Annotated in this window: 15 protein-coding genes; 9 read left to right on the plus strand and 6 right to left on the minus strand. The window is 72.7% G+C overall.

The genetic code is table 11. The features are described 5' to 3' along the window. Nucleotides 1-44: 44 nt before the first annotated feature. Nucleotides 45-2,861 (minus strand): penicillin acylase family protein, encoded by a 2,817-nt coding sequence (locus ACFIF2_RS18545; protein ID WP_395573927.1) that lies wholly within the window; start codon nt 2,859-2,861, stop codon nt 45-47. Nucleotides 2,862-3,153: 292 nt separating this feature from the next. Here ACFIF2_RS18545 and ACFIF2_RS18550 point away from each other — a divergent pair, with 292 nt between their 5' ends. From ACFIF2_RS18550 to mscL, 6 genes are all read left to right on the plus strand, one after another. Further along, nucleotides 3,154-4,692: a potassium/proton antiporter gene (locus ACFIF2_RS18550; RefSeq protein ID WP_395574305.1), complete on the plus strand. Its 1,539-nt coding sequence runs from the start codon at nt 3,154-3,156 to the stop codon at nt 4,690-4,692. Nucleotides 4,693-4,961: 269 nt separating this feature from the next. Continuing rightward, nucleotides 4,962-6,278: an MFS transporter gene (locus ACFIF2_RS18555; RefSeq protein WP_395573929.1), complete on the plus strand. Its 1,317-nt coding sequence runs from the start codon at nt 4,962-4,964 to the stop codon at nt 6,276-6,278. Nucleotides 6,279-6,346: 68 nt separating this feature from the next. Continuing rightward, the gene (locus ACFIF2_RS18560) at nt 6,347-6,673 is read left to right on the plus strand and encodes an FmdB family zinc ribbon protein (RefSeq protein ID WP_395573931.1); all 327 of its coding nucleotides are present in this window, start codon (nt 6,347-6,349) and stop codon (nt 6,671-6,673) included. An 83-nt stretch (nt 6,674-6,756) separates the two neighbouring features. Then, the gene (locus ACFIF2_RS18565; RefSeq protein WP_395573933.1) at nt 6,757-7,599 is read left to right on the plus strand and encodes an S-methyl-5'-thioadenosine phosphorylase; all 843 of its coding nucleotides are present in this window, start codon (nt 6,757-6,759) and stop codon (nt 7,597-7,599) included. A gap of 302 nt (nt 7,600-7,901) precedes the next feature. Further along, complete coding sequence (locus ACFIF2_RS18570) at nt 7,902-8,381, plus strand: hypothetical protein (protein ID WP_395574307.1); 480 nt, start codon at nt 7,902-7,904, stop codon at nt 8,379-8,381. Between the two features lie 126 nt (nt 8,382-8,507). Then, nucleotides 8,508-8,978 carry a large conductance mechanosensitive channel protein MscL gene (gene mscL, locus ACFIF2_RS18575; RefSeq protein ID WP_395573935.1) on the plus strand — a complete coding sequence of 157 codons (471 nt, stop codon included), beginning with the start codon at nt 8,508-8,510 and terminating at the stop codon, nt 8,976-8,978. A gap of 49 nt (nt 8,979-9,027) precedes the next feature. Here mscL and ACFIF2_RS18580 read toward each other — a convergent pair whose 3' ends face one another. Continuing rightward, nucleotides 9,028-9,249 (minus strand): hypothetical protein, encoded by a 222-nt coding sequence (locus ACFIF2_RS18580; protein WP_395573937.1) that lies wholly within the window; start codon nt 9,247-9,249, stop codon nt 9,028-9,030. A 99-nt stretch (nt 9,250-9,348) separates the two neighbouring features. Between ACFIF2_RS18580 and ACFIF2_RS18585 the strand changes: the two genes are divergently transcribed. From ACFIF2_RS18585 to ACFIF2_RS18595, 3 genes are all read left to right on the plus strand, one after another. Next, the gene (locus ACFIF2_RS18585) at nt 9,349-10,392 is read left to right on the plus strand and encodes a P1 family peptidase (protein ID WP_395573939.1); all 1,044 of its coding nucleotides are present in this window, start codon (nt 9,349-9,351) and stop codon (nt 10,390-10,392) included. A gap of 134 nt (nt 10,393-10,526) precedes the next feature. Then, entirely contained in the window at nt 10,527-11,750 is a 1,224-nt protein-coding gene (locus ACFIF2_RS18590) for an Ig-like domain-containing protein (RefSeq protein ID WP_395573941.1), read from the plus strand. A gap of 177 nt (nt 11,751-11,927) precedes the next feature. Next, nucleotides 11,928-12,677, plus strand: coding sequence for a DUF6227 family protein (locus ACFIF2_RS18595; protein WP_395573943.1), 750 nt, complete (start codon nt 11,928-11,930; stop codon nt 12,675-12,677). A 57-nt stretch (nt 12,678-12,734) separates the two neighbouring features. Here the strand turns inward: ACFIF2_RS18595 and ACFIF2_RS18600 are convergent, their stop codons facing one another. The 4 genes from ACFIF2_RS18600 to ACFIF2_RS18615 form a co-directional block, all read right to left on the minus strand. Then, on the minus strand, nt 12,735-14,918 hold the full coding sequence (locus tag ACFIF2_RS18600) for a fructose-specific PTS transporter subunit EIIC (protein WP_395573945.1): 2,184 nt from the start codon (nt 14,916-14,918) through the stop codon (nt 12,735-12,737). 160 nt (nt 14,919-15,078) lie between these two features. Continuing rightward, nucleotides 15,079-16,026, minus strand: a complete 948-nt coding sequence (gene pfkB, locus ACFIF2_RS18605; protein ID WP_395573947.1) for a 1-phosphofructokinase — start codon at nt 16,024-16,026, stop codon at nt 15,079-15,081. Beyond that, complete coding sequence (locus ACFIF2_RS18610) at nt 16,023-16,784, minus strand: DeoR/GlpR family DNA-binding transcription regulator (protein ID WP_395573949.1); 762 nt, start codon at nt 16,782-16,784, stop codon at nt 16,023-16,025. The genes pfkB and ACFIF2_RS18610 overlap by 4 nt, the downstream gene beginning before the upstream one ends. A 239-nt stretch (nt 16,785-17,023) precedes the next feature. After that, nucleotides 17,024-18,640 (minus strand): DHA2 family efflux MFS transporter permease subunit, encoded by a 1,617-nt coding sequence (locus ACFIF2_RS18615; protein ID WP_395573951.1) that lies wholly within the window; start codon nt 18,638-18,640, stop codon nt 17,024-17,026. Nucleotides 18,641-18,700 lie beyond the last annotated feature (60 nt).

The following is an 18,700-nucleotide window of genomic DNA, read 5'->3' on the forward strand; positions in this document are numbered from 1 at the left end:
GTGGGGGTGTCCCCCCGGCGCCGTCGTCCGTCAGCCGGTGCCGGCTAGGGCTTGAGCACCAGGGTGTCGCTCGTGCTGTCGTCGACCGCCTTCTCGGAGAAGGCCCACGGCAGCAGTTCGCCCTCGGCCCACTTGTCCGTCTGGTCGGTGTAGTGGGCGCTGTAGGCGTGTCCGGAGGCGCCGGTGAGGTTGATCCACCGCGACTTGTCGAGGTCGCCGAGGTTGACCACCATCCGCATGGACGGCACCCACACCACCCCGTAGCCGCCCGCCGCGTTCCAGCCGGCCGCGTTGACCGCCGCCTCGCCGCCGCTGAGCTTCCAGGGGCCGCGGTTGAGGGCGTACTTCAGGAAGCCGGGGCCCTCGGTGCCCAGGGTCTGGTTCTTCAGGAACAGGCGGTGCAGCCGGCCCCAGTTCCAGGAGTCGATGTCCTTGCCGAGCTTGGCGGTCAGCTCCCAGCGGGCGTCGATCATGGCCCGCTTGAAGAGGTCGTCGCGGTTGTGGTGGGCGCCCTTGCGGGTGCCGGAGGCGGGCGTGCTCCACCAGTCGCTCTTCGGCTTCTCCATCAGGGTGCGGACGACCTCGAACCAGCGGTCGCCGCCGTCCGGCTGCGCCTGGTCGGCGTCGCGCTGGCCGCACTCGCGGACCTTGGTCGTCTCGTCCGCCGGACCGGTGGTGTTGACCGGGTCGACCCACAGGCACTGACCCTCGGCGCGCAGCTCCTTGGGCAGCTTGTTGCCGAAGGCGAGCTTGAGGAGGTTGCGCCAGACCGCGTTGAAGTAGGCGGCGGCGGCCGAGTCGGCGTCCTGGGTGTAGTCCCAGCCCTCCAGCAGCTTCTGCGCCTCGCGGACGTCCTTGTCGCCGACGTCGATCTTCAGCAGCTGGGGCACGAGCAGCTTGGCCATCTCGCTGCTGTTGTCCAGCTGCATCTGGCGCATGTCGTCGGTGGAGATCTTGCCGCCGTCCTTGATCTTCTGCTCGATCAGGGAGGTGATCCGCTGACTGCGGGTGCCGTAGCCCCAGTCGGTGGTCAGCGTGTACGGGTAGGCGTCCTCGTCGACGACGGCCTGGTTGGCGGTCACGATGTAGCCGCGCTCCGGGTCGTACTCGTAGGGCAGCTCGTCCGGGTCGATGTACTCGCCGGTCCAGCGGTACTCGGAGTTCCAGCCCGGCGCCGGGACGGAGCCGTCGTGGCCCTCGGCGCGCACCGGGATCTTGCCGGGCAGCGTGTAGCCGATGTGCTGCTCGTCGGCGTAGACGAGGTTCTGCGAGGGGACGTCGAACAGGGCGGCGGCCTCGCGGAAGTCGTCCCAGTCCTTCGCCCGGTCCATCGCGAAGACGGCGTCCATGCTGGTGCCCGCGTCGAGGGCGGTCCAGCGCAGCGCGACACCGTAGCCGTCGCCGCGGTCGGGGGCCGAGGTGTCGACGGTGGCCTTCTTGCCGGCCTTCACGAGTTCGTCGTCGCGGTCGGAGAGCAGGGGCCCGTTGTTGGTCTCGCGGACGACGATCTTCTTCGACTCGCCGCCGGCGACCTTGATGGTCTCCTCGCGCGTCTCGAAGGGGACCACCTTGCCGTCGTACTGGTAGCCCTCGCCGGTGATCTTCTCCAGGTACAGGTCGGTGACGTCGACGCCGGAGTTGGTCAGGCCCCAGGCGACGTCCTGGTTGTGGCCGATGACGACGCCGGGCATGCCCGCGAAGGTGTAGCCGGCCACGTCGTACTGGCACTTCGCGGAGACGCTGCGGCAGTGCAGGCCCATCTGGTACCAGACGGACGGCAACGAGGGCGACAGGTGCGGGTCGTTGGCCAGCAGGGGCTTGCCGGTGATGGTGTGCTCGCCGGAGACGACCCAGGAGTTGGAGCCGATGCCGTTGCCGTTCACACCGACGGCGGTGGGCAGGTCGTCCAGGACGTTCTGGAGGCCCGCCAGCTGGCTCTGCAGGGCGTTGCCGGCCCCGGTCCCCGTGCCGGTACCCGTATCCGTGCCCGTGCCGACGCCGGTACCGGTGCCGGTCCCCGTCCCTGCGCCCGTACCCGTGCCGGAACCGGAGCCGTCGCCGCCGGACGCGCCGCCGCCCCCGAACGTCTCGTTGATCTCGTCGTACTGGCCCTCCTGCACGATCGCCTTGTTCCGGTCGTACGGGTACTCCGGGTACAGGTCGGCGATCTGCTTGGGGCCCAGGCGGCTGGTCATCAGGGCGCGGTCGACCTCGTCCTTCATGTTGCCGCGCAGGTCCCAGGCCATGGCCTTGAGCCACGCCACCGAGTCGACCGGCGTCCACTCCTGGGGCTTGTAGTCGTTGGTGAACCCGAGGGCGGCGTACTCCAGGGAGATGTCCTCGCCGTCCTTGCCCTCCAGGTAGGCGTTGACGCCCTTGGCGTACGCCTGGAGGTACTTCTTCGTGGAGTCCGACAGCTTCTCGTCGTACTCCTCCTTCGCCACCCGGTGCCAGCCCATGGTGCGCAGGAACTCGTCGTTGTCGACCTGGCTCTCGCCGAACATCTCCGACAGGCGCCCGGAGGTCATGTGGCGGCGCACGTCCATCTCGTAGAACCGGTCCTGCGCCTGGACGTAGCCCTGCGCCATGAACAGGTCCTCGTCGGAGGACGCGTAGACCTGCGGGATGCCGTACCCGTCGCGCTTGACGTCGACCGGCCCCGACAGGCCCTCCAGCGTGATCGAGCCCTTGGTCTGCGGGAAGGACGCGCGAACGGTGCTGACGGACCAGTACGCCCCGTAGACGAGGCCGCCGATGACGGCCAGGACCAGCACGAGGACGAGAAGGCGTAGTTTGCGCCCCTTCTTCCTGCCGGACTTGCCGGGCTGCTGACCCGTAGAGGCGGTGTTGGTGGGGGGCATCGCTGTCCTTGCTGTCCTAACACGAGCGGCAGGGGCGGGCTGTGCTTTGTACTGAACGCTGGAGCAACTGTAGGCGCAGGGCCCGCTCCCCCTTGACGCGGAGTCGGGTACCGGCACGGACGGGCGTTCGATCTTGCCAGGGCTAGCGTCAAGAAATCGTCAAGAGTTAGGTAAGGTAACGAAGTAGTTGTCCGCAGAGCACTGCGGCTTCGTGTGCCATGGGGGTGTGCGTCCGCGCACTCGTCCGCACACTCGTCCGCTGTGGTCCGCGCCGCGGTCCGCGCCGCGATCCGTGCTGTGCGCCAGGGAAAGGGAACGGCCGCTGACTGTCCACCACCTCAACCAGCTCCTGCTCGTCTGCTCGCTCGTCCTGCTCATCGCCGTCGCGGCGGTCCGGATCTCCTCGCGCAGCGGGCTCCCCAGCCTGCTCGTGTACCTGGCGATCGGTGTCGCCATGGGCCAGGACGGCATCGGGAACATCCACTTCGACAACGCCGAACTGACCCAGGTCATCGGATACGCGGCCCTGGTCGTGATCCTGGCCGAGGGCGGTCTGGGCACGAAGTGGAAGGAGGTCAGACCGGTCCTGCCGGCCGCCTCCGCGCTGGCCCTGGCGGGCGTCGCGGTGAGCGTCGGCGTGACCGCGGCGGGCGCGCACTACCTGACCGGGCTGGAGTGGCGGCAGGCGCTGATCGTCGGGGCGGTGGTGTCCTCCACGGACGCGGCGGCCGTCTTCTCGGTGCTGCGCCGCATTCCGCTGCCCGCGCGGATAACGGGCACCCTGGAGGCCGAGTCGGGCTTCAACGACGCCCCGGTGGTCATCCTGGTGGTCGCGTTCTCCATGGCCGGCCCGGTCGAGCACTGGTACGTGCTGCTCGGCGAGATCGCCCTGGAGCTGGCCATCGGCGCGGCCGTCGGCATCGCGGTCGGCTGGCTGGGCTCGTGGGGGCTGCGGCACGTCGCCCTGCCCGCCTCCGGCCTCTACCCCATCGCCGTGATGTCGATCGCCGTCGCCGCCTACGCGGCCGGCGCCATGGCCCACGGCAGCGGCTTCCTGGCCGTCTACCTGGCGTCCATGGTGATGGGCAACGCCCGGCTGCCGCACTGGCCCGCCACCCGCGGGTTCGCCGACGGGCTCGGCTGGCTCGCCCAGATCGGCATGTTCGTCCTGCTCGGCCTGCTGGTCACCCCGCACGAACTGGGCGACGACATCCTGCCCGCCCTGGTCATCGGGCTGGTGCTGACCATGGTGGCCCGCCCGCTGAGCGTCGTGCTGTGCCTGACGCCGTTCCGGGTGCCGTGGCAGGAGAAGACCCTGATGTCCTGGGCGGGGCTGCGCGGCGCCGTGCCCATCATCCTGGCGACGATCCCCATGGTGGAGGGGGTCGACGGCAGCCGCCGGATCTTCAACATCGTCTTCGTCCTGGTCGTCGTCTACACCCTGGTCCAGGGTCCGACGCTGCCCTGGCTGGCGCGAAAGCTGCGCCTCGGCGAGGGCGCCGAGGCCGCCGACCTCGGCATCGAGTCGGCGCCCCTGGAGCGGCTGCGCGGACACCTGCTGTCCGTCACGATCCCCGAGGGCTCGCGGATGCACGGTGTCGAGGTCAGCGAGCTGCGGCTGCCGGCCGGGTCCGCCGTCACGCTCGTCGTCCGCGACGGCAAGTCCTTCGTGCCGCTGCCGACGACGGGACTGAGGCGCGGGGACGAACTCCTCGTGGTCGCCACGGACCCCGTCCGGGACGCCGCCGAGGCACGGCTGCGCGCGGTCGGCCAGGGCGGCAAGCTGGCCGGCTGGCTGGGCGGCGGGAACCCGGACCGCAAGCACAGGTGAACGTGAGGCGCAATCACAGGTGGAGGTGAGGGGGGTGCTCGCTTTCACAGGCTGTGCCCCTCTTGGTCCCTGTACGATGAAGGCGGCACCTGATCGAACCAACTCTGCCTGACGCAGAGCTGGCGCGACCGTATGGCGGCCGGAAAGCCCCCTCCCCACCTGGGCGCCGGCATCTACCGCAGTCCGCGCAAGAGGACAGCTCTCGGCGCTCCCGCACGGCGACAGCCGCGAGGCGGACCGCGCTACCAGGCGGCAGAAAGGCACGGGCCGTGGCATCCACGGTCACCCCGTCGAAGAAGTCGCCGGAGGGGACGCGGCACACCGCGTCCGGCTCCGCCCGCCCCGGATACGGACAACTGCTGCGCACCCGCGGCGCCTGGACGTTCCTGCTCCCCGGCTTCGCGGCTCGCCAGCCGTTCGCCATGCTGACGCTCTCCATCGTGCTGCTCGTGCAGCACACCACCGGCTCCTACGGCGCGGCGGGCGCCGTGGCGGCCGTCACCGGCGTCTCCATGGCCCTGTTCGCCCCCTACAGCGGCCGGCTCGCCGACCGTCACGGGCAGCGCGCCGTCCTGCTCCCCGGCGTCCTGGTCCACACCGCGTCCGGTCTGACCCTGACCGTCCTCGCGCTCACCGGCGCGCCCCTGTGGGCGCTGTTCGTGGCGGCCGTGCCCACCGGCGCCTCGGTGCCGCAGGTCGGACCCATGGTGCGGGCCCGCTGGGGCGTGAAGCTCAAGGGCTCCCCCCTGATGAGCACGGCCGCCGCCTTCGAGTCCGTCACGGACGAGCTGACCTTCGTCCTCGGACCGCTGGTCGCGACCGCCCTGTGCACGGCCGTGGACCCGGCCGCCGGCCTGGTCACCGAGGCCGCGCTCACCCTGGTGGGCGGTCTGCTGTTCGCCGCCCAGAAGAGCACCCAGCCGGCGGTCGGCCACGCCGACGGCGGCCACGCGCGCGTGGCGCACGTCTCGGCGCTGAGCATCCCCGGGGTGCGCGTCCTGATCGTGGCCTTCCTGGGCATCGGTTCCGTCTTCGGCGGCATGCAGGTCTCCCTGGCCGCGTTCACCGAGTCGATCGGCGAACCGGGACTGAACGGCGTCCTGTACGGCGTCTTCGCCGCGGGCAACATGCTCTCCGGCCTGGCCTGCGGCGCCATCGCCTGGAAGGTGGCCCCGCAGCGGCGCCTCCTGGTCGGGTACGCCGCCCTCGCGCTGACCGCGTCCGGCCTGTGGGCCGCCCACTCGGTGCTCGTGCTGGCCGGCCTCGGCCTGCTCGTCGGCGTGTGCATCGCGCCCGCCCTCATCACCGGTTACACCCTGGTCGAGAGCCTGGTCCCGGCCGGGGCGCGCACCGAGGCGTTCACCTGGCTCACCGGCGCCGTGGCGCTCGGCCAGGCGGCGGCCGTGACCGTCTCCGGCCAGCTGGAGGACCGCTTCTGGGACGGTGCCGGGTTCCTGGTGCCGATGGCCGGCACGGTGCTGGCGCTGGCGACGCTGGTCGCGCTGCGGTCGCGGCTGATGCCCCGGCCCCAGGGGCGTACGGTCGCACGTGGCATCGGTCACCGCGAGCACGCCGCAGTGGACTGATCCCGGGGAATGCGTCACTATGGACCGTCGTTAGCACTCATCGAGTGAGAGTGCCAGGAGGAAGACAAGTGCCGACGTACCAGTACCAGTGCACCGAGTGCGGCGAGGGCCTCGAGGCGGTGCAGAAGTTCACCGACGACGCCCTGACCGAGTGCCCGAACTGCCAGGGCCGCCTGAAGAAGGTGTTCTCCGCGGTCGGCATCGTCTTCAAGGGCTCCGGCTTCTACCGCAACGACAGCCGCGGCAGCTCGTCGAGCAGCTCGCCCGCGTCGTCCTCGAAGGCGGCCGCGTCCTCGTCGACGTCGTCCTCGGACTCGGGTTCGTCGTCCTCGTCGTCGGGCTCCGGTTCGTCGTCGGGCTCCGGCAGCTCCTCCTCCAGCACCACCGCCGCGTAGGGCTTCCCCGCACCCTTCACGAGACCCTGTCGTCGTCCGACGACGGGGTCCTCGGCGTTCCGCGCTGCGGTTAGGGTGCGGGCATGGCGAACAAGGCGAACGTCGAGATCGGCGTGATCGGCGGCTCCGGTTTCTACTCCTTCCTGGACGACGTGACCGAAGTGCGGGTGGACACCCCGTACGGGCCGCCCAGCGACTCCCTCTTCCTCGGCGAGGTCGCCGGCCGGCGGGTCGCCTTCCTCCCCCGGCACGGGCGCGGCCACCATCTGCCGCCGCACCGGATCAACTACCGGGCCAACCTGTGGGCGCTGCGCTCGGTCGGGGCGCGCCAGGTCCTCGGCCCGTGCGCCGTCGGCGGCCTGCGCCCCGAGTACGGGCCGGGGACGCTGCTGGTGCCGGACCAGTTCGTCGACCGCACGAGCACCCGGCCGTCGACGTACTTCGACGGGACGCCGCTGCCCGACGGCACGGTGCCCAACGTGGTACACGTGTCGATGGCCGACCCGTACTGCCCCGCCGGACGCGCCGCCGCACTGAAGGCCGCGCGGGGGCGGGACTGGGAGCCGGTGGACGGCGGCACCCTGGTCGTCGTCGAGGGGCCCCGTTTCGGCACCCGCGCGGAGTCCCAGTGGCACCGGGCGCAGGGCTGGTCGGTGGTGGGCATGACCGGCCACCCGGAGGCCGCGCTCGCCCGTGAGCTGGAGCTCTGCTACACCTCGCTGACCCTCGTGACCGACCTCGACGCCGGCGCGGAGAGCGGTGAGGGCGTCTCGCACGAGGAGGTCCTGCGGGTCTTCGCGGCCAACGTGGACCGGTTGCGGGGCGTCCTGTTCGACGCGGTGGCGGCGCTGCCGGCGACCGGCGAGCGGGACTGCCTGTGCACGCGCGCGCTGGGCGGCATGGACCCGGGGATCACGCTGCCGTAGGGGGCGTCTCGGGCGGGGGTGCCGGGCGGCTCGGGCGGGGGTGCGGGGGTGCGGTTCGGAACGGCCGGTTCGGGGGGGCGCGGGGCGGAACGGCTGATTCGGGGCCGCGGGGCGGAACGGCCCGTTCGGGTGGCGGAGTTGTCCACAACCGGCCGGGGGTCCACGGGCTCCGGCGGGCGGCGGCGAAAAGCCTCATCGTGGGAGCGCAAGCCGGTCCCTCGTCACAGGTGGTGGTCACCATGTCCCGTCCCTCCGTCCCCTCCGCCCTGCCCCTCGGCACCGACGCCCCGCCGACCTGCGAGGTGCCGCACTTCGCCCCGGTGCGGGTGGGCGGCGCGCACCGGCAGCTGCACCGGCTCGTACGCCACCGGCGGCGCGCCGTGGCCGCCGGGCTCGCCGTGACCGCCGCGGCGCTCGTGGCGGCGGGCCCGACACCGGGTGCCGGCGCGCAGGACGCACAGCGGGCACGCGGACATCCGGCGACCGAGCCGGTGCGCGAGCGGCACGGCACGCGGATGGTGGCGGCGCCGGTGCGGATCGCCGACGCGGCCACGGTGCGGCTGCTCGAACCCGGCGACCGGGTCGACGTCGTCGCGGCCGGGGCCGGCGGGGCCGGCGACGCCTCGGTGCTCGCGCGCGGAGTGCGGGTGACGCGGGTGCCGGAGCCCGTGGACGAGGCCGCGGCGGGCGGGGCGCTGGTCGTGGTGTCGGTGCCGCGCGCCACCGCGCACCGGCTGGTCGGGGCGGGAGCACGGTCGCCACTGGCGGTGACCCTGTGCTGAGCCTGTCAAGTCGCTCGATCGTGGGACCGGATTGGACAGGACGGCCCAACGCTGACGTAGGTTGCGGAGCGTTTTGTTCCACACCGCGTCCGTGCGGGACCGGTCCATACGAGGAGATCCCCCGAGGTGAGCGAGAAGAACGAGCCCAGCGTCTGGCAGGGCTTCAAGGCCTTCCTGATGCGTGGGAACGTCATCGACCTGGCGGTTGCGGTGGTCATCGGCGCCGCCTTCACCAACATCGTCAACTCGGTGGTGAAGGGGGTCATCAACCCCCTGGTCGGAGCGTTCGGCACCCAGAGCCTGGACAGCTACAGCTCCTGCCTCAAGGGCCCGTGCACCGGTACCGGCGACAGCGCGACGGGCGTGCGGATCCTGTGGGGTTCGGTGCTGGGCGCCACGCTCACGTTCGTGATCACCGCGGCCGTCGTCTACTTCCTGATGGTCCTGCCCATGTCGAAGTACCTGGCCCGGCAGGAAGCCCGCCGCAAGGCGAAGGAGAGCGCCGAGGAGATCATCGAGGTCTCCGAGCTGGAGGTGCTCAAGGAGATCCGCGACGCGCTGGTCGCCCAGCGCGGCTCGGGCCACGACCGGCCGTAGTCCCGCCCGCGTCCCCGGCGGCCCGGTGGCGGGCCGCCGCCCGCGGGTCTCACAGGTGGTGGGGCGGCTTCTCGTCCAGGAAGCGCTTCAGATCGGCCGCGCTGTCGCCGCCCTCGGGCCGCTCGCCCCATCCGCGGTCGGTGTCGTCCGAGGTCTGCTGGTCCAGCGGGTCGTCGAAGACCAGCGCGGGCCTGGGCGCTGCGGGCTCGGATCCGGGCGTGCGGGGCGCGGGGCCGGGCGCCGGGGGCGCGGGGTCGGGGGTGGTGCTCATGGCTCCAGGGTACGGCCCGTGCGAGGCGAGGCCGGGGGCCCGCGGTGCCGTCCCGTCCGCTGCCGTCGCCGGCGCCGGTGTCTGGACGACACTGACGGCATGACAGTCGACGCATTGACGGACGTCGCGGGTCTCCTGGTGGGGCATGCGACGCGCACCGGTGACGGGTGGCTCACGGGCACGACGGTGGTGCTCGCGCCGGAGGGCGGGGCGGTGGCCGCCGTGGACGTGCGCGGGGGCGGGCCCGGCACCAAGGAGACCGACGCGCTCGATCCGCGCAACCTGGTGCAGCGGGTCCATGCGGTGGTGCTCACCGGCGGCAGCGCGTACGGGCTCGACGCGGCGTCCGGGGTGATGGCCTGGCTGGAGGAGCGCGGGCGCGGGGTGCGCGTCGGCCCGGACCCCGCGCACGTGGTGCCGGTGGTGCCCGCCGCCTGCGTCTTCGACCTGGGGCGCGGCGGCGACTTCCGCGCGCGGCCGGACGCGGCCACCGGACGGGCGGCGGCCGAGGCGGCCCACGCGAGCGCGCCGGGCGCGGAGCCGGCCGAGGGATGTGTCGGGGCGGGGACGGGAGCCGTGGTCGGCACGCTGAAGGGCGGGGTCGGCACCGCGAGCACCGTGCTGCCCTCGGGGATCACGGTGGCGGCGCTGGTGGTGGCCAACGCGGCGGGATCGGTGACGGATCCGGAGACGGGCGTGCTGTACGGGGAGTTGTTCGCGGGCGGGCGGGTCCGCCACCCGGCGCCGCAGGTGCACGAAGCGGCCCGGCGGCGTCTCGCCGAGGTGGCGGCGAGGAACGCGCCGCCACCGCTGAACACCACGCTCGCCGTGGTCGCCACCGACGCGGACCTGTCCAAGGCGCAGGCGCAGAAGCTGGCCGGCACGGCGCACGACGGCATCGCGCGAGCCGTACGGCCGGTGCACCTGCTCAGCGACGGCGACACGGTGTTCGCCCTGGCGACCGGGGAGCGCCCGCTCGACGCGGCGGATCCGCTCGCGCTGAACGAGGTGCTGGCCGCGGGCGCGGACATGGTGACGCGGGCGATCGTGCGCGCCGTGCGGGCCGCCGGTCCGGTGGCCGGGCCGGGCGGTGCCTGGCCGTCGTACGAGGAGCTCTACGGGCCGCCGTCCACGGCCGGTTGAGCGGTTCGGGCAGGTGATTGTCCCGGTTCTGTCACGCGTCGGCTTTCCGGACGGCCGGAGGGAACCCGGCCGTCCGCCGGTCACCTCTACGGGGCTGAAGGAACACCGCGCACCACCTCATCCTGGAGCAGCCCGTGACAACGCCGGTCATAGCATCGCGACGCGCAGTGGGGGCCGTTGCCGCCTTGGTGGCCGGCGCCCTCACCCTCACCGCCTGCGGCGGCTCCGCCGGCGCCGACGACGGGGCGAACGGCAAGGGCGGCGCGGATTCCGCGAAGACCTCGGTCGCGAAGGTCGTGATCTCGGCGAAGGACGGGTCGACCGGCGCCTCGATCAACGCGACCGGCGTCAAGGTCGGGGACGGCCGGCTGACCGAGGTGCGGATGACGGTGGCGGAGACGGGCGCGGCCGTGCCGGGCGCGGTGTCGGCCGACGGCGGGAGCTGGAAGCCGAAGGAGCAGTTGGAGCGCGGCACCAAGTACCGGATCACGGCGAGGGCGAAGGACGCCGACGGCCGCACGTCCGCCGCCGACTCCACCTTCACCACCGTCTCCCCGGCCGACAGCTTCATCGGCACGTACACCCCGGACGGGGGCAGCACGGTGGGGGTGGGGATGCCGGTGTCGTTCACGTTCGACAAGGCGATCAGCGACAGGAAGAGCGTGCAGTCGCGCATCTCGGTGACCTCCAGCAGCGGCCAGCGGGTGGTCGGGCACTGGTTCGGCGCCCAGCTGCTCGACTTCCGGCCCGAGGAGTACTGGAAGGCCGGCTCCAAAGTCACCCTGAAGATCGACCTGGACGGGGTGGAGGGCGCGAACGGCGTCTACGGCGTGCAGAAGAAGACCGTGACCTTCACGGTGGGCCGCGCGCAGGTCTCCACGGTCGACGCGAACACGCAGACCATGACGGTCGTGCGGGACGGCAGGACGCTCAAGTCGCTCCCGATCTCGGCGGGCAGCGCCGAGAACCCGACGTACAACGGGCAGATGGTGATCTCGGAGAAGTCCGAGCAGACGCACATGGACGGCTCGACGGTCGGGTTCGGCGGCGAGTACGACATCCCGGACGTGCCGCACGCGATGCGGCTCAGCACTTCCGGCACCTTCGTCCACGGCAACTACTGGTACGACCCGGGCAATCCGCCCTTCGGCGCGCAGGGCACCAGCCACGGCTGCGTCGGGCTGCGGGACGTCCAGGGCGGGCAGGGCGCCAGTGACGGCAAGTGGTTCTTCGACAACTCGCTCGTCGGCGACGTCGTCACCGTCGAGAACTCCCCGGACGGCACGATCGCGCCGGACAACGGCCTCAACGGCTGGAACATGGCGTGGAGCGAGTGGGTCGCCGGCAGCGCCGCCTGACCGGCCGACCGGCCGTCTGAGCAGCGGATTTTGACGTTCCGTCGGGTCGCGCGGGAACATCTCGCGCGGCCCGCGCGTTTTTCGTGCGTACGTTTTCTCGGTTCCCGGACACGATGTCCGACCGAGGGGCTACGGTATGCACCCACAAGGTGACATGCAGCAACGCCGGGAGAAACCTTGAGCGTTCCGTACGAGACGGCAGCGTACGAACCACACGAGTCGCCCGAGTCTCCGGAGGAGCACCTCATGCGACTGCTCGGTCGCGCACTGAACTCGTTCGAGCTGCCCGACGAGACGATACGACAGCTGGACTGCGCGCTGGCCCACGACGGTTCGCTGCACTCGGCGCACCACAGCTCCGGGCTGCACCGCGAGACGTACCGGCACACCTGGCTGCTCGCCGACGGCTCCGCGCTGACCCTCTGGGAACTCGTCCACAACACCGCCCCGGGCAGCGAACCGCAGCACGAGGTGTACGTCGACGAGGAGGAGCTGCGGACCGCCACCGCGCGGCTGGCCCTGCCGCCGGACACCCCCGACTTCGAACTGCCGGTGCAGGTGCAGCTCTCCCCGGTCCCCGCCCCGCGGCACGCCTACGTCCCCGACGCCTCGGCGGACCACGCCCGTCGGCTGCTGCGCCGCGCGGAGAACCCGGACCGGCCCGGTGCCGACCTCGCCGCCCGGCTGACCACGGCGTCCGCCCACCAGATCACCCAGGCCTTCGGCGGCCCCGGCCGCGCGGGCCGCGCCCGGATCGGCTTCTCGCTCTACGAGCACGCGTTCCTGCTCCGCGACGGTGCGGAGGTCTCCCTGTGGGAGGTCGAGCACACGGCCACGCCGGACGGGCGCCACATGTGCGAGGTGTACGACAGCGAGGGGGCCGCCCGCCGGGCGATGGAGCGGCGCGCGGCGCAGGTCTCCCCGTGACGCGGCCGGGCCGGGTCCCCGACGGAACCCGGCCCGGCACTCCCGCGTACGCGACGCTTACGCCGCCACCGGCTGCTTCGTCCCCGGCGCCGCGGCCGACGGGCTCGACCCGCCCGGACCCTGGCCCGCCGCCCCCGGTGCCGGCTTGCGCAGTCCCTTGAGGACGATCACGAGGGCCGTGGTGACGCAGACGCCCGCCGCGATGGCGACCAGGTAGAGCAGCGGGTTGCCGATCAGCGGCACCACGAAGACGCCGCCGTGCGGGGCGCGCAGCGTGGCGCCGAAGGCCATCGACAGGGCGCCGGTGAGCGCGCCGCCCGCCATCGACGCCGGGATGACCCGCAGCGGGTCGGCGGCGGCGAACGGGATCGCGCCCTCGGAGATGAAGGAGGCGCCCAGGACCCAGGCGGCCTTGCCGTTCTCGCGCTCGGCGGCGTTGAAGAGCCGGGCGCGCACGGTGGTCGCCAGGGCCATCGCCAGCGGCGGGACCATGCCGGCCGCCATGACCGCCGCCATGATCTTCATCGCGGAGTCGCTGGGGTCGGAGACCGCGATGCCGGCGGTGGCGAAGGCGTAGGCCACCTTGTTGACCGGGCCGCCCAGGTCGAAGCACATCATCAGGCCGAGCAGGGCGCCGAGCAGGATCGCGTTGGCGCCGGACAGGTCGCTCAGCCAGTCGGTCATCGCCTTCTGCGCGGACGCGATGGGCTTGCCGATGACGACGAACATCAGGAAGCCGACGACCGCCGAGGAGACCAGCGGGATCACCACCACCGGCATGATGCCGCGCAGGGCCGCCGGGATGCGGATCCGCTGGATCGCCATCACCACGGCGCCGGAGATCAGACCGGCCGCGAGACCGCCGAGGAAACCGGCGTTGATGGTCAGCGCGATCGAGCCGCCGACGAACCCGGGGACGAGGCCCGGGCGGTCGGCCATGCCGTAGGCGATGTAGCCGGCCAGCACGGGGACGAGGAAGGCGAAGGCCACGCCGCCGATCTGGAACAGCAGCGCCGCCCAGCTGTCGGCCTGGGACCAGACGAAGTGGTCCATCACCGACGGCGCCTTGTTGATCTCGTAGCCGCCGATCGCGAAGCCGAGGGCGATGAGCAGACCGCCCGCCGCGACGAACGGGACCATGTAACTGACGCCGGACATCAGCCAGACGCGCAGCTTCGTCCCGTATCCCTCGCCCAAGGCGCCGCCGCGCTCGACGGGCGACGTACCGGAGGACCCGGAGGAAGCGGAGGACCCGGAGGAACCGCGGGCACCGGCCGCCGTGACCTCGCCGCGGGCGGCCCTGTCGCGGACCTCGCCGATCAACTCGGCGGGGCGGTTGATGGCCGCCTTGACGCCGGTGTCGACGGTGGGCTTGCCGGCGAAGCGGTCCTTGTCGCGTACGGGCACGTCGTGGGCGAGGACCACGCCGTCCGCCGCCTCGATCACCGCCGGGTCGAGCCGGGTGAAACCGGCCGATCCCTGGGTCTCGACGACGACCTCGACGCCCGCCGCACGGCCCGCGTTCTCCAGCGCCTCGGCCGCCATGTAGGTGTGCGCGATGCCGGTGGGGCAGGAGGTGACGGCGACGATGCGGAAGGGGCGGTCGGGCCCTGCCCCCTCCGCGGCCTCGTCGGCGCTGACCGTGGCGGGCTCGGCGGAGGCCGCCGCCGAGCCCGCCACGGAGTCATCGGTGCCGTCGGCGTCTTCGACGCCTCCTGCGCCTCCTGCGCCAGCCGTGCCCTCGGAGTTCGGGGACGGGGCCGTGTCCGGGGCGGGGGCCGTGTCCGGCGCCGGGGCCGGTTCCTCGCCGCGGATCAGCGCCGCCGCGGCGGACGCGTCGTCCACCGACCGCAGCGTGGCGGTGAAGTCGGCGTTCATCAGCTGCCGCGCCAGGGACGAGAGGATCGTCAGGTGGGCGTCGTCGGCGCCCGCCGGGGCGGCGATCAGGAAGATCAGGTCGGCCGGTCCGTCCGCCGCCCCGAAGTCGACGCCGGCCGCGCTGCGACCGAACGCGAGCGTCGGCTCGGTGACGTGCTCGCTGCGGCAGTGCGGGATGCCGATGCCGCCGTCGAGCCCGGTCGGCATCTGCGCCTCGCGGGCCGCCACGTCGGCGAGGAAACCCTCCAGGTCGGTCACCCGGCCCAGGGCCACCATCCGCTCGGCGAGGGCGCGGGCGGCCGCTTCCTTGGTGTCGGCGGACAGGCCGAGGTCGACCAGGTCCGCCGTGATCATGTCGCTCATCGCGGGCTCCTTAGCTCGCGTATCGCCCGGAACGTGGGGTGGTGGGCGTGGGTGGGGACGGGGAGAGGAGTGGGGCGCCCGGGACCAGGAACGGTTCCGGGGACGGGAAGGAAGCGGGGAGGACCAGGGGCCCGAGGGGCGCGGTCGGCACGGTGGGCGGTCATGACGCCGGCTCCGTCAGGGCGCGGTCCACCGGCACCTCGGCGGTGACGGTCACCGCGTCCGGGTCCAGGTCGGCCGGCGTCGGCATGACGCTGCCGGGCAGCCGGACGGCGGCGGCGCCGTGCGCGACAGCGGAGGCCAGCGCGGCCGGCCCCGCGCCCCCGGCGACGAGGAAACCGGCGAGGGAGGCGTCACCGGCGCCGACGTTGCTGCGTACGGCGTCCACGCGGGCGCTGCCGAACCAGGTGCCCGCGTCGTCCACGAGCAGCTGTCCGTCGGCGCCGAGGCTGGCGAGCACGGACCGGGCGCCCAGCTCCCGCAGTTCCTCGGCGGCCTTCACGGCGTCACCGACGGTGGCCAGGGGACGCCCGACGGCCTCGGCCAGTTCCTCGGCGTTCGGCTTGACCACGTCGGGCCGCTCGCGCAGCGCCTGGAGCAGCGCGGGCCCGGAGGTGTCCAGGGCGATGCGGACGCCGGCGGCGTGCGCCCGGGCGACCAGGTCCGCGTACCAGGAGGGGGCGAGGCCGCGGGGCAGGCTGCCGCAGCAGGCGATCCAGTCCGCGCCGGGCGACTGGCCGCGTACGGTCTCCAGGAGCAGTTCGCGTTCGGCCGCCGACAGTTCGGGGCCCGGCGCGTTGATCTTCGTCAGGATGCCGTCGGCCTCGGCGAGCGCGATGTTGGAGCGGGTGGCTCCGGCGACCGGCACCGGCGCGACCTCGATGCCCTGGGCGTCGAGCAGGTCGGCCACGAGGGCGCCCGGCGCGCCGCCGAGGGGCAGCACGGCGACGGTGCGCCGGCCGGCCGCGGTCACCGCGCGCGAGACGTTCACGCCCTTGCCGCCGGGGTCCACGCGTTCGCCGGTGGCGCGGACGACCTCGCCGCGGTCGAGGGAGGGCACCTCGTAGGTGCGGTCCAGGGACGGGTTGGGGGTGACCGTGAGGATCATGCGCGTACTACTTCCGTGCCGGCGCGCTCGATGGCGGTGGCGTCTTCGGGGCTCAGCCCGCTGTCGGTGATCAGCAGGTCCACGTCGCTCAGGGCGCCGAAGCGGGCGAAGTGCTCCTGGCCGTACTTGGACGAGTCGGCGAGCAGCACCACACGGCGGGCGGCGGCTACGGCGGCCCGCTTGACGGCGGCCTCGGCGAGGTCGGGGGTGGTCAGGCCGTGCTCGGCGGAGAAGCCGTTGGCGGCGACCAGGACCACGTCGGCGCGGATCTCGCCGTACGCGCGCAGCGCCCAGGCGTCCACGGCGGCGCGCGTACGGTGCCGCACGCGCCCTCCGACCAGGTGGAGCTGGATGCCGGGGTGGTCGGCGAGGCGGGCGGCGATGGGCAGGCTGTGGGTGACGACGGTGAGCGTGGCCTCCGGCGGGATCGCGGCGGCCAGCAGGGCCACGGTCGAACCGGCGTCCAGGATCAGCGTGCCGTCGGCCGGCAGCTCGGCCAGGGCGGCCCTGGCGATGCGGTCCTTCTCGTCGGCGGCCGTGGACTCGCGCTCGGCGAGGTCCGGTTCGAAGTCGAGCCGGCCGGCGGGGATCGCGCCGCCGTGCACCCGGCGGACCAGACCGGCGCGGTCCAGCGCCTTGAGGTCGCGGCGGATGGTCTCCGCGGTCACCTCGAACTCCTCGGCCAGCGACACGACGTCCACCCGGCCGCCGTCCCGGGCGAGCCGCAGGATCTCCTGCTGACGCTCCGGTGCGTACATGACCGTTCACCTCCGACCCATGCCCGAACCTGTTGTTTCGCTGGGAGGCTACGCCCGGTTTTCCGGAATGTAAACAGCTAAACAGAAGCAGTCGGACTCAAGTGGGCACGAACGGGCATGCCGACGGACAGGCGGAGGGCTGGTCAGACGGAGGGCTGGTCAGACGAGCGGGCGGATGGGTGAGGGGCGGGTCCGGCACCGAAGTGCCGGGCCCGCCCCTCACCCCCGGTGCGGCGGTCTCAGACCAGCGCGGGCTCCTTCTCCTCCGCCCGCTCCTCCCCCTGGGCCCCTTCCACGTGCTGGGCCGGCCGCTTGGGCAGCGCGAACATCAGCAGGAAGATGACGCCCATCACCGCGGCCACCCAGCCCAGCGCGTGCTGGAACCCGTCCGCGTAGGCGGGGCCGATCCGGGCCGGGGTCAGGTGATCGCTCATCGTGCCGAAGAAGACCACGGAGACCAGCCCCAGCCCCAGCGCGTTGCCCATCTGCTGCACGGTGTTGATGAGCCCGGACGCCGCGCCGGCGTGCTCGCGCGGCACCTGGGAGAGCACCGCGTCCGTCAGCGGGGCGACGATGAGACCCATGCCGAGGCCCATGACCACGAGCGGCAGCGCCATCTGCCAGGACGTGATGCCGAGTCCGTACCGCTCGGACTCCCAGATGTAGAGCAGCACTCCGGCCGCCATCACCAGCGCGCCCGCCTGGAGCACCTTGCGCCCGAAGCGCGGGACCAGCTTCTGCACCGACACCCCGGCCGCCACGGAGACCGCGATCGAGAACGGCACGCCGGTCAGCCCGGCCCGCAGCGGGCTCCAGCCGAGCCCGTCCTGCATGTACAGCGTCCAGACCAGGAAGAAGATGCCGAGCGCGACGCCGAAGACGGTCTGCACGGCGATACCGGCCGCGAAGCTCTTGACCTTGAACAGCGACAGCTCCACCAGCGGCGATCCGTCCCGTACGGTCTTGCGCCGCTCGTACGCCACCAGGACCGCGAGGACGACGACCGAGCCGGCCATCGACAGGTACCCCCACAGCGGCCAGTCCAGCTCGCGGCCCCGGGTGAGCGGGTAGACCAGCATCAGCAGACCGAGGGTGACCAGGGCGACCCCGACCAGGTCCAGCCTGAGGGCGCGCGGCGCCTTGGACTCCGTGATGAACCGGCTGCCGAGGACCAGCCCCGCGATGCCGACGGGCAGGTTGATGAGGAAGATGGGCCGCCACTCGAGCCCGAAGAGGTTCCACTCGGTGAGCAGCGCGCCGAGCAGCGGTCCGGAGACGGCCCCCAGGCCGACGATCGCGCCGAACAGCCCGAACACCTTGCCGCGTTCGTGGGCCGGGAAGGTCGCGTGCACGATCGACAGCACCTGCGGCACCATAAGCGCCGCCATCGCGCCCTGGAGGATGCGCGAGGCGACCAGCATCTCCGGGTTCACGGCGAGGCCGCACAGCGCGGACGCCACGGTGAAGCCGCCGATGCCGACGAGGAAGACCCGCTTGCGGCCGTGGATGTCGCCGAGTCGCCCACCGGTGATCAGGCCGGCGGCGAAGGCGAGGGCGTAGCCGGCGGTGATCCACTGGATCTGGCTGAAGGAGGCGCCCTCGTCCTGCCGGATCGACGGGATCGCGATGTTGACGATGGTGACGTCGACGAGGTCCATGAAGGCGGCCGTCATCACGATCGCCAGGGCGAACCAGCGGCGCCGGTCGCCCGCGCCGCGCTGGGCCGGGATACCTGCCGTGGGCGGGCCCGGGACGCCTGCCGGGGGCTGGTCCGGGACGCCTGCCGGGGGCTGGTCCGGGACGCCTGCCGGGGGCTGGTCCGGTGAAGGCCGGTCGGAGGAGTGCGTGGAGGTCATGGGAGGAAAGCTATGACCCCAGTAGGACAGTTCATGACCTAGATGTGCGGCATCCTCGGA

This window comes from Streptomyces sp. BK79, assembly GCF_044142145.1.
In the GTDB taxonomy this organism is placed as follows: Bacteria; Actinomycetota; Actinomycetes; order Streptomycetales; family Streptomycetaceae; genus Streptomyces.

Bases quoted from the DNA above. Each gene is read 5' to 3' on its own strand.
- ACFIF2_RS18545 (WP_395573927.1), bottom strand. From the start codon at position 2,861: ATGCCCCCCACCAACACCGCCTCTACGGGTCAGCAGCCCGGCAAGTCC.
- ACFIF2_RS18565 (WP_395573933.1), top strand. From the start codon at position 6,757: ATGGCGAACAAGGCGAACGTCGAGATCGGCGTGATCGGCGGCTCCGGT.
- ACFIF2_RS18580 (WP_395573937.1), bottom strand. From the start codon at position 9,249: ATGAGCACCACCCCCGACCCCGCGCCCCCGGCGCCCGGCCCCGCGCCC.
- ACFIF2_RS18585 (WP_395573939.1), top strand. From the start codon at position 9,349: ATGACAGTCGACGCATTGACGGACGTCGCGGGTCTCCTGGTGGGGCAT.
- ACFIF2_RS18600 (WP_395573945.1), bottom strand. From the start codon at position 14,918: ATGAGCGACATGATCACGGCGGACCTGGTCGACCTCGGCCTGTCCGCC.
- pfkB (WP_395573947.1), bottom strand. From the start codon at position 16,026: ATGATCCTCACGGTCACCCCCAACCCGTCCCTGGACCGCACCTACGAG.
- ACFIF2_RS18610 (WP_395573949.1), bottom strand. From the start codon at position 16,784: ATGTACGCACCGGAGCGTCAGCAGGAGATCCTGCGGCTCGCCCGGGAC.
- ACFIF2_RS18615 (WP_395573951.1), bottom strand. From the start codon at position 18,640: ATGACCTCCACGCACTCCTCCGACCGGCCTTCACCGGACCAGCCCCCG.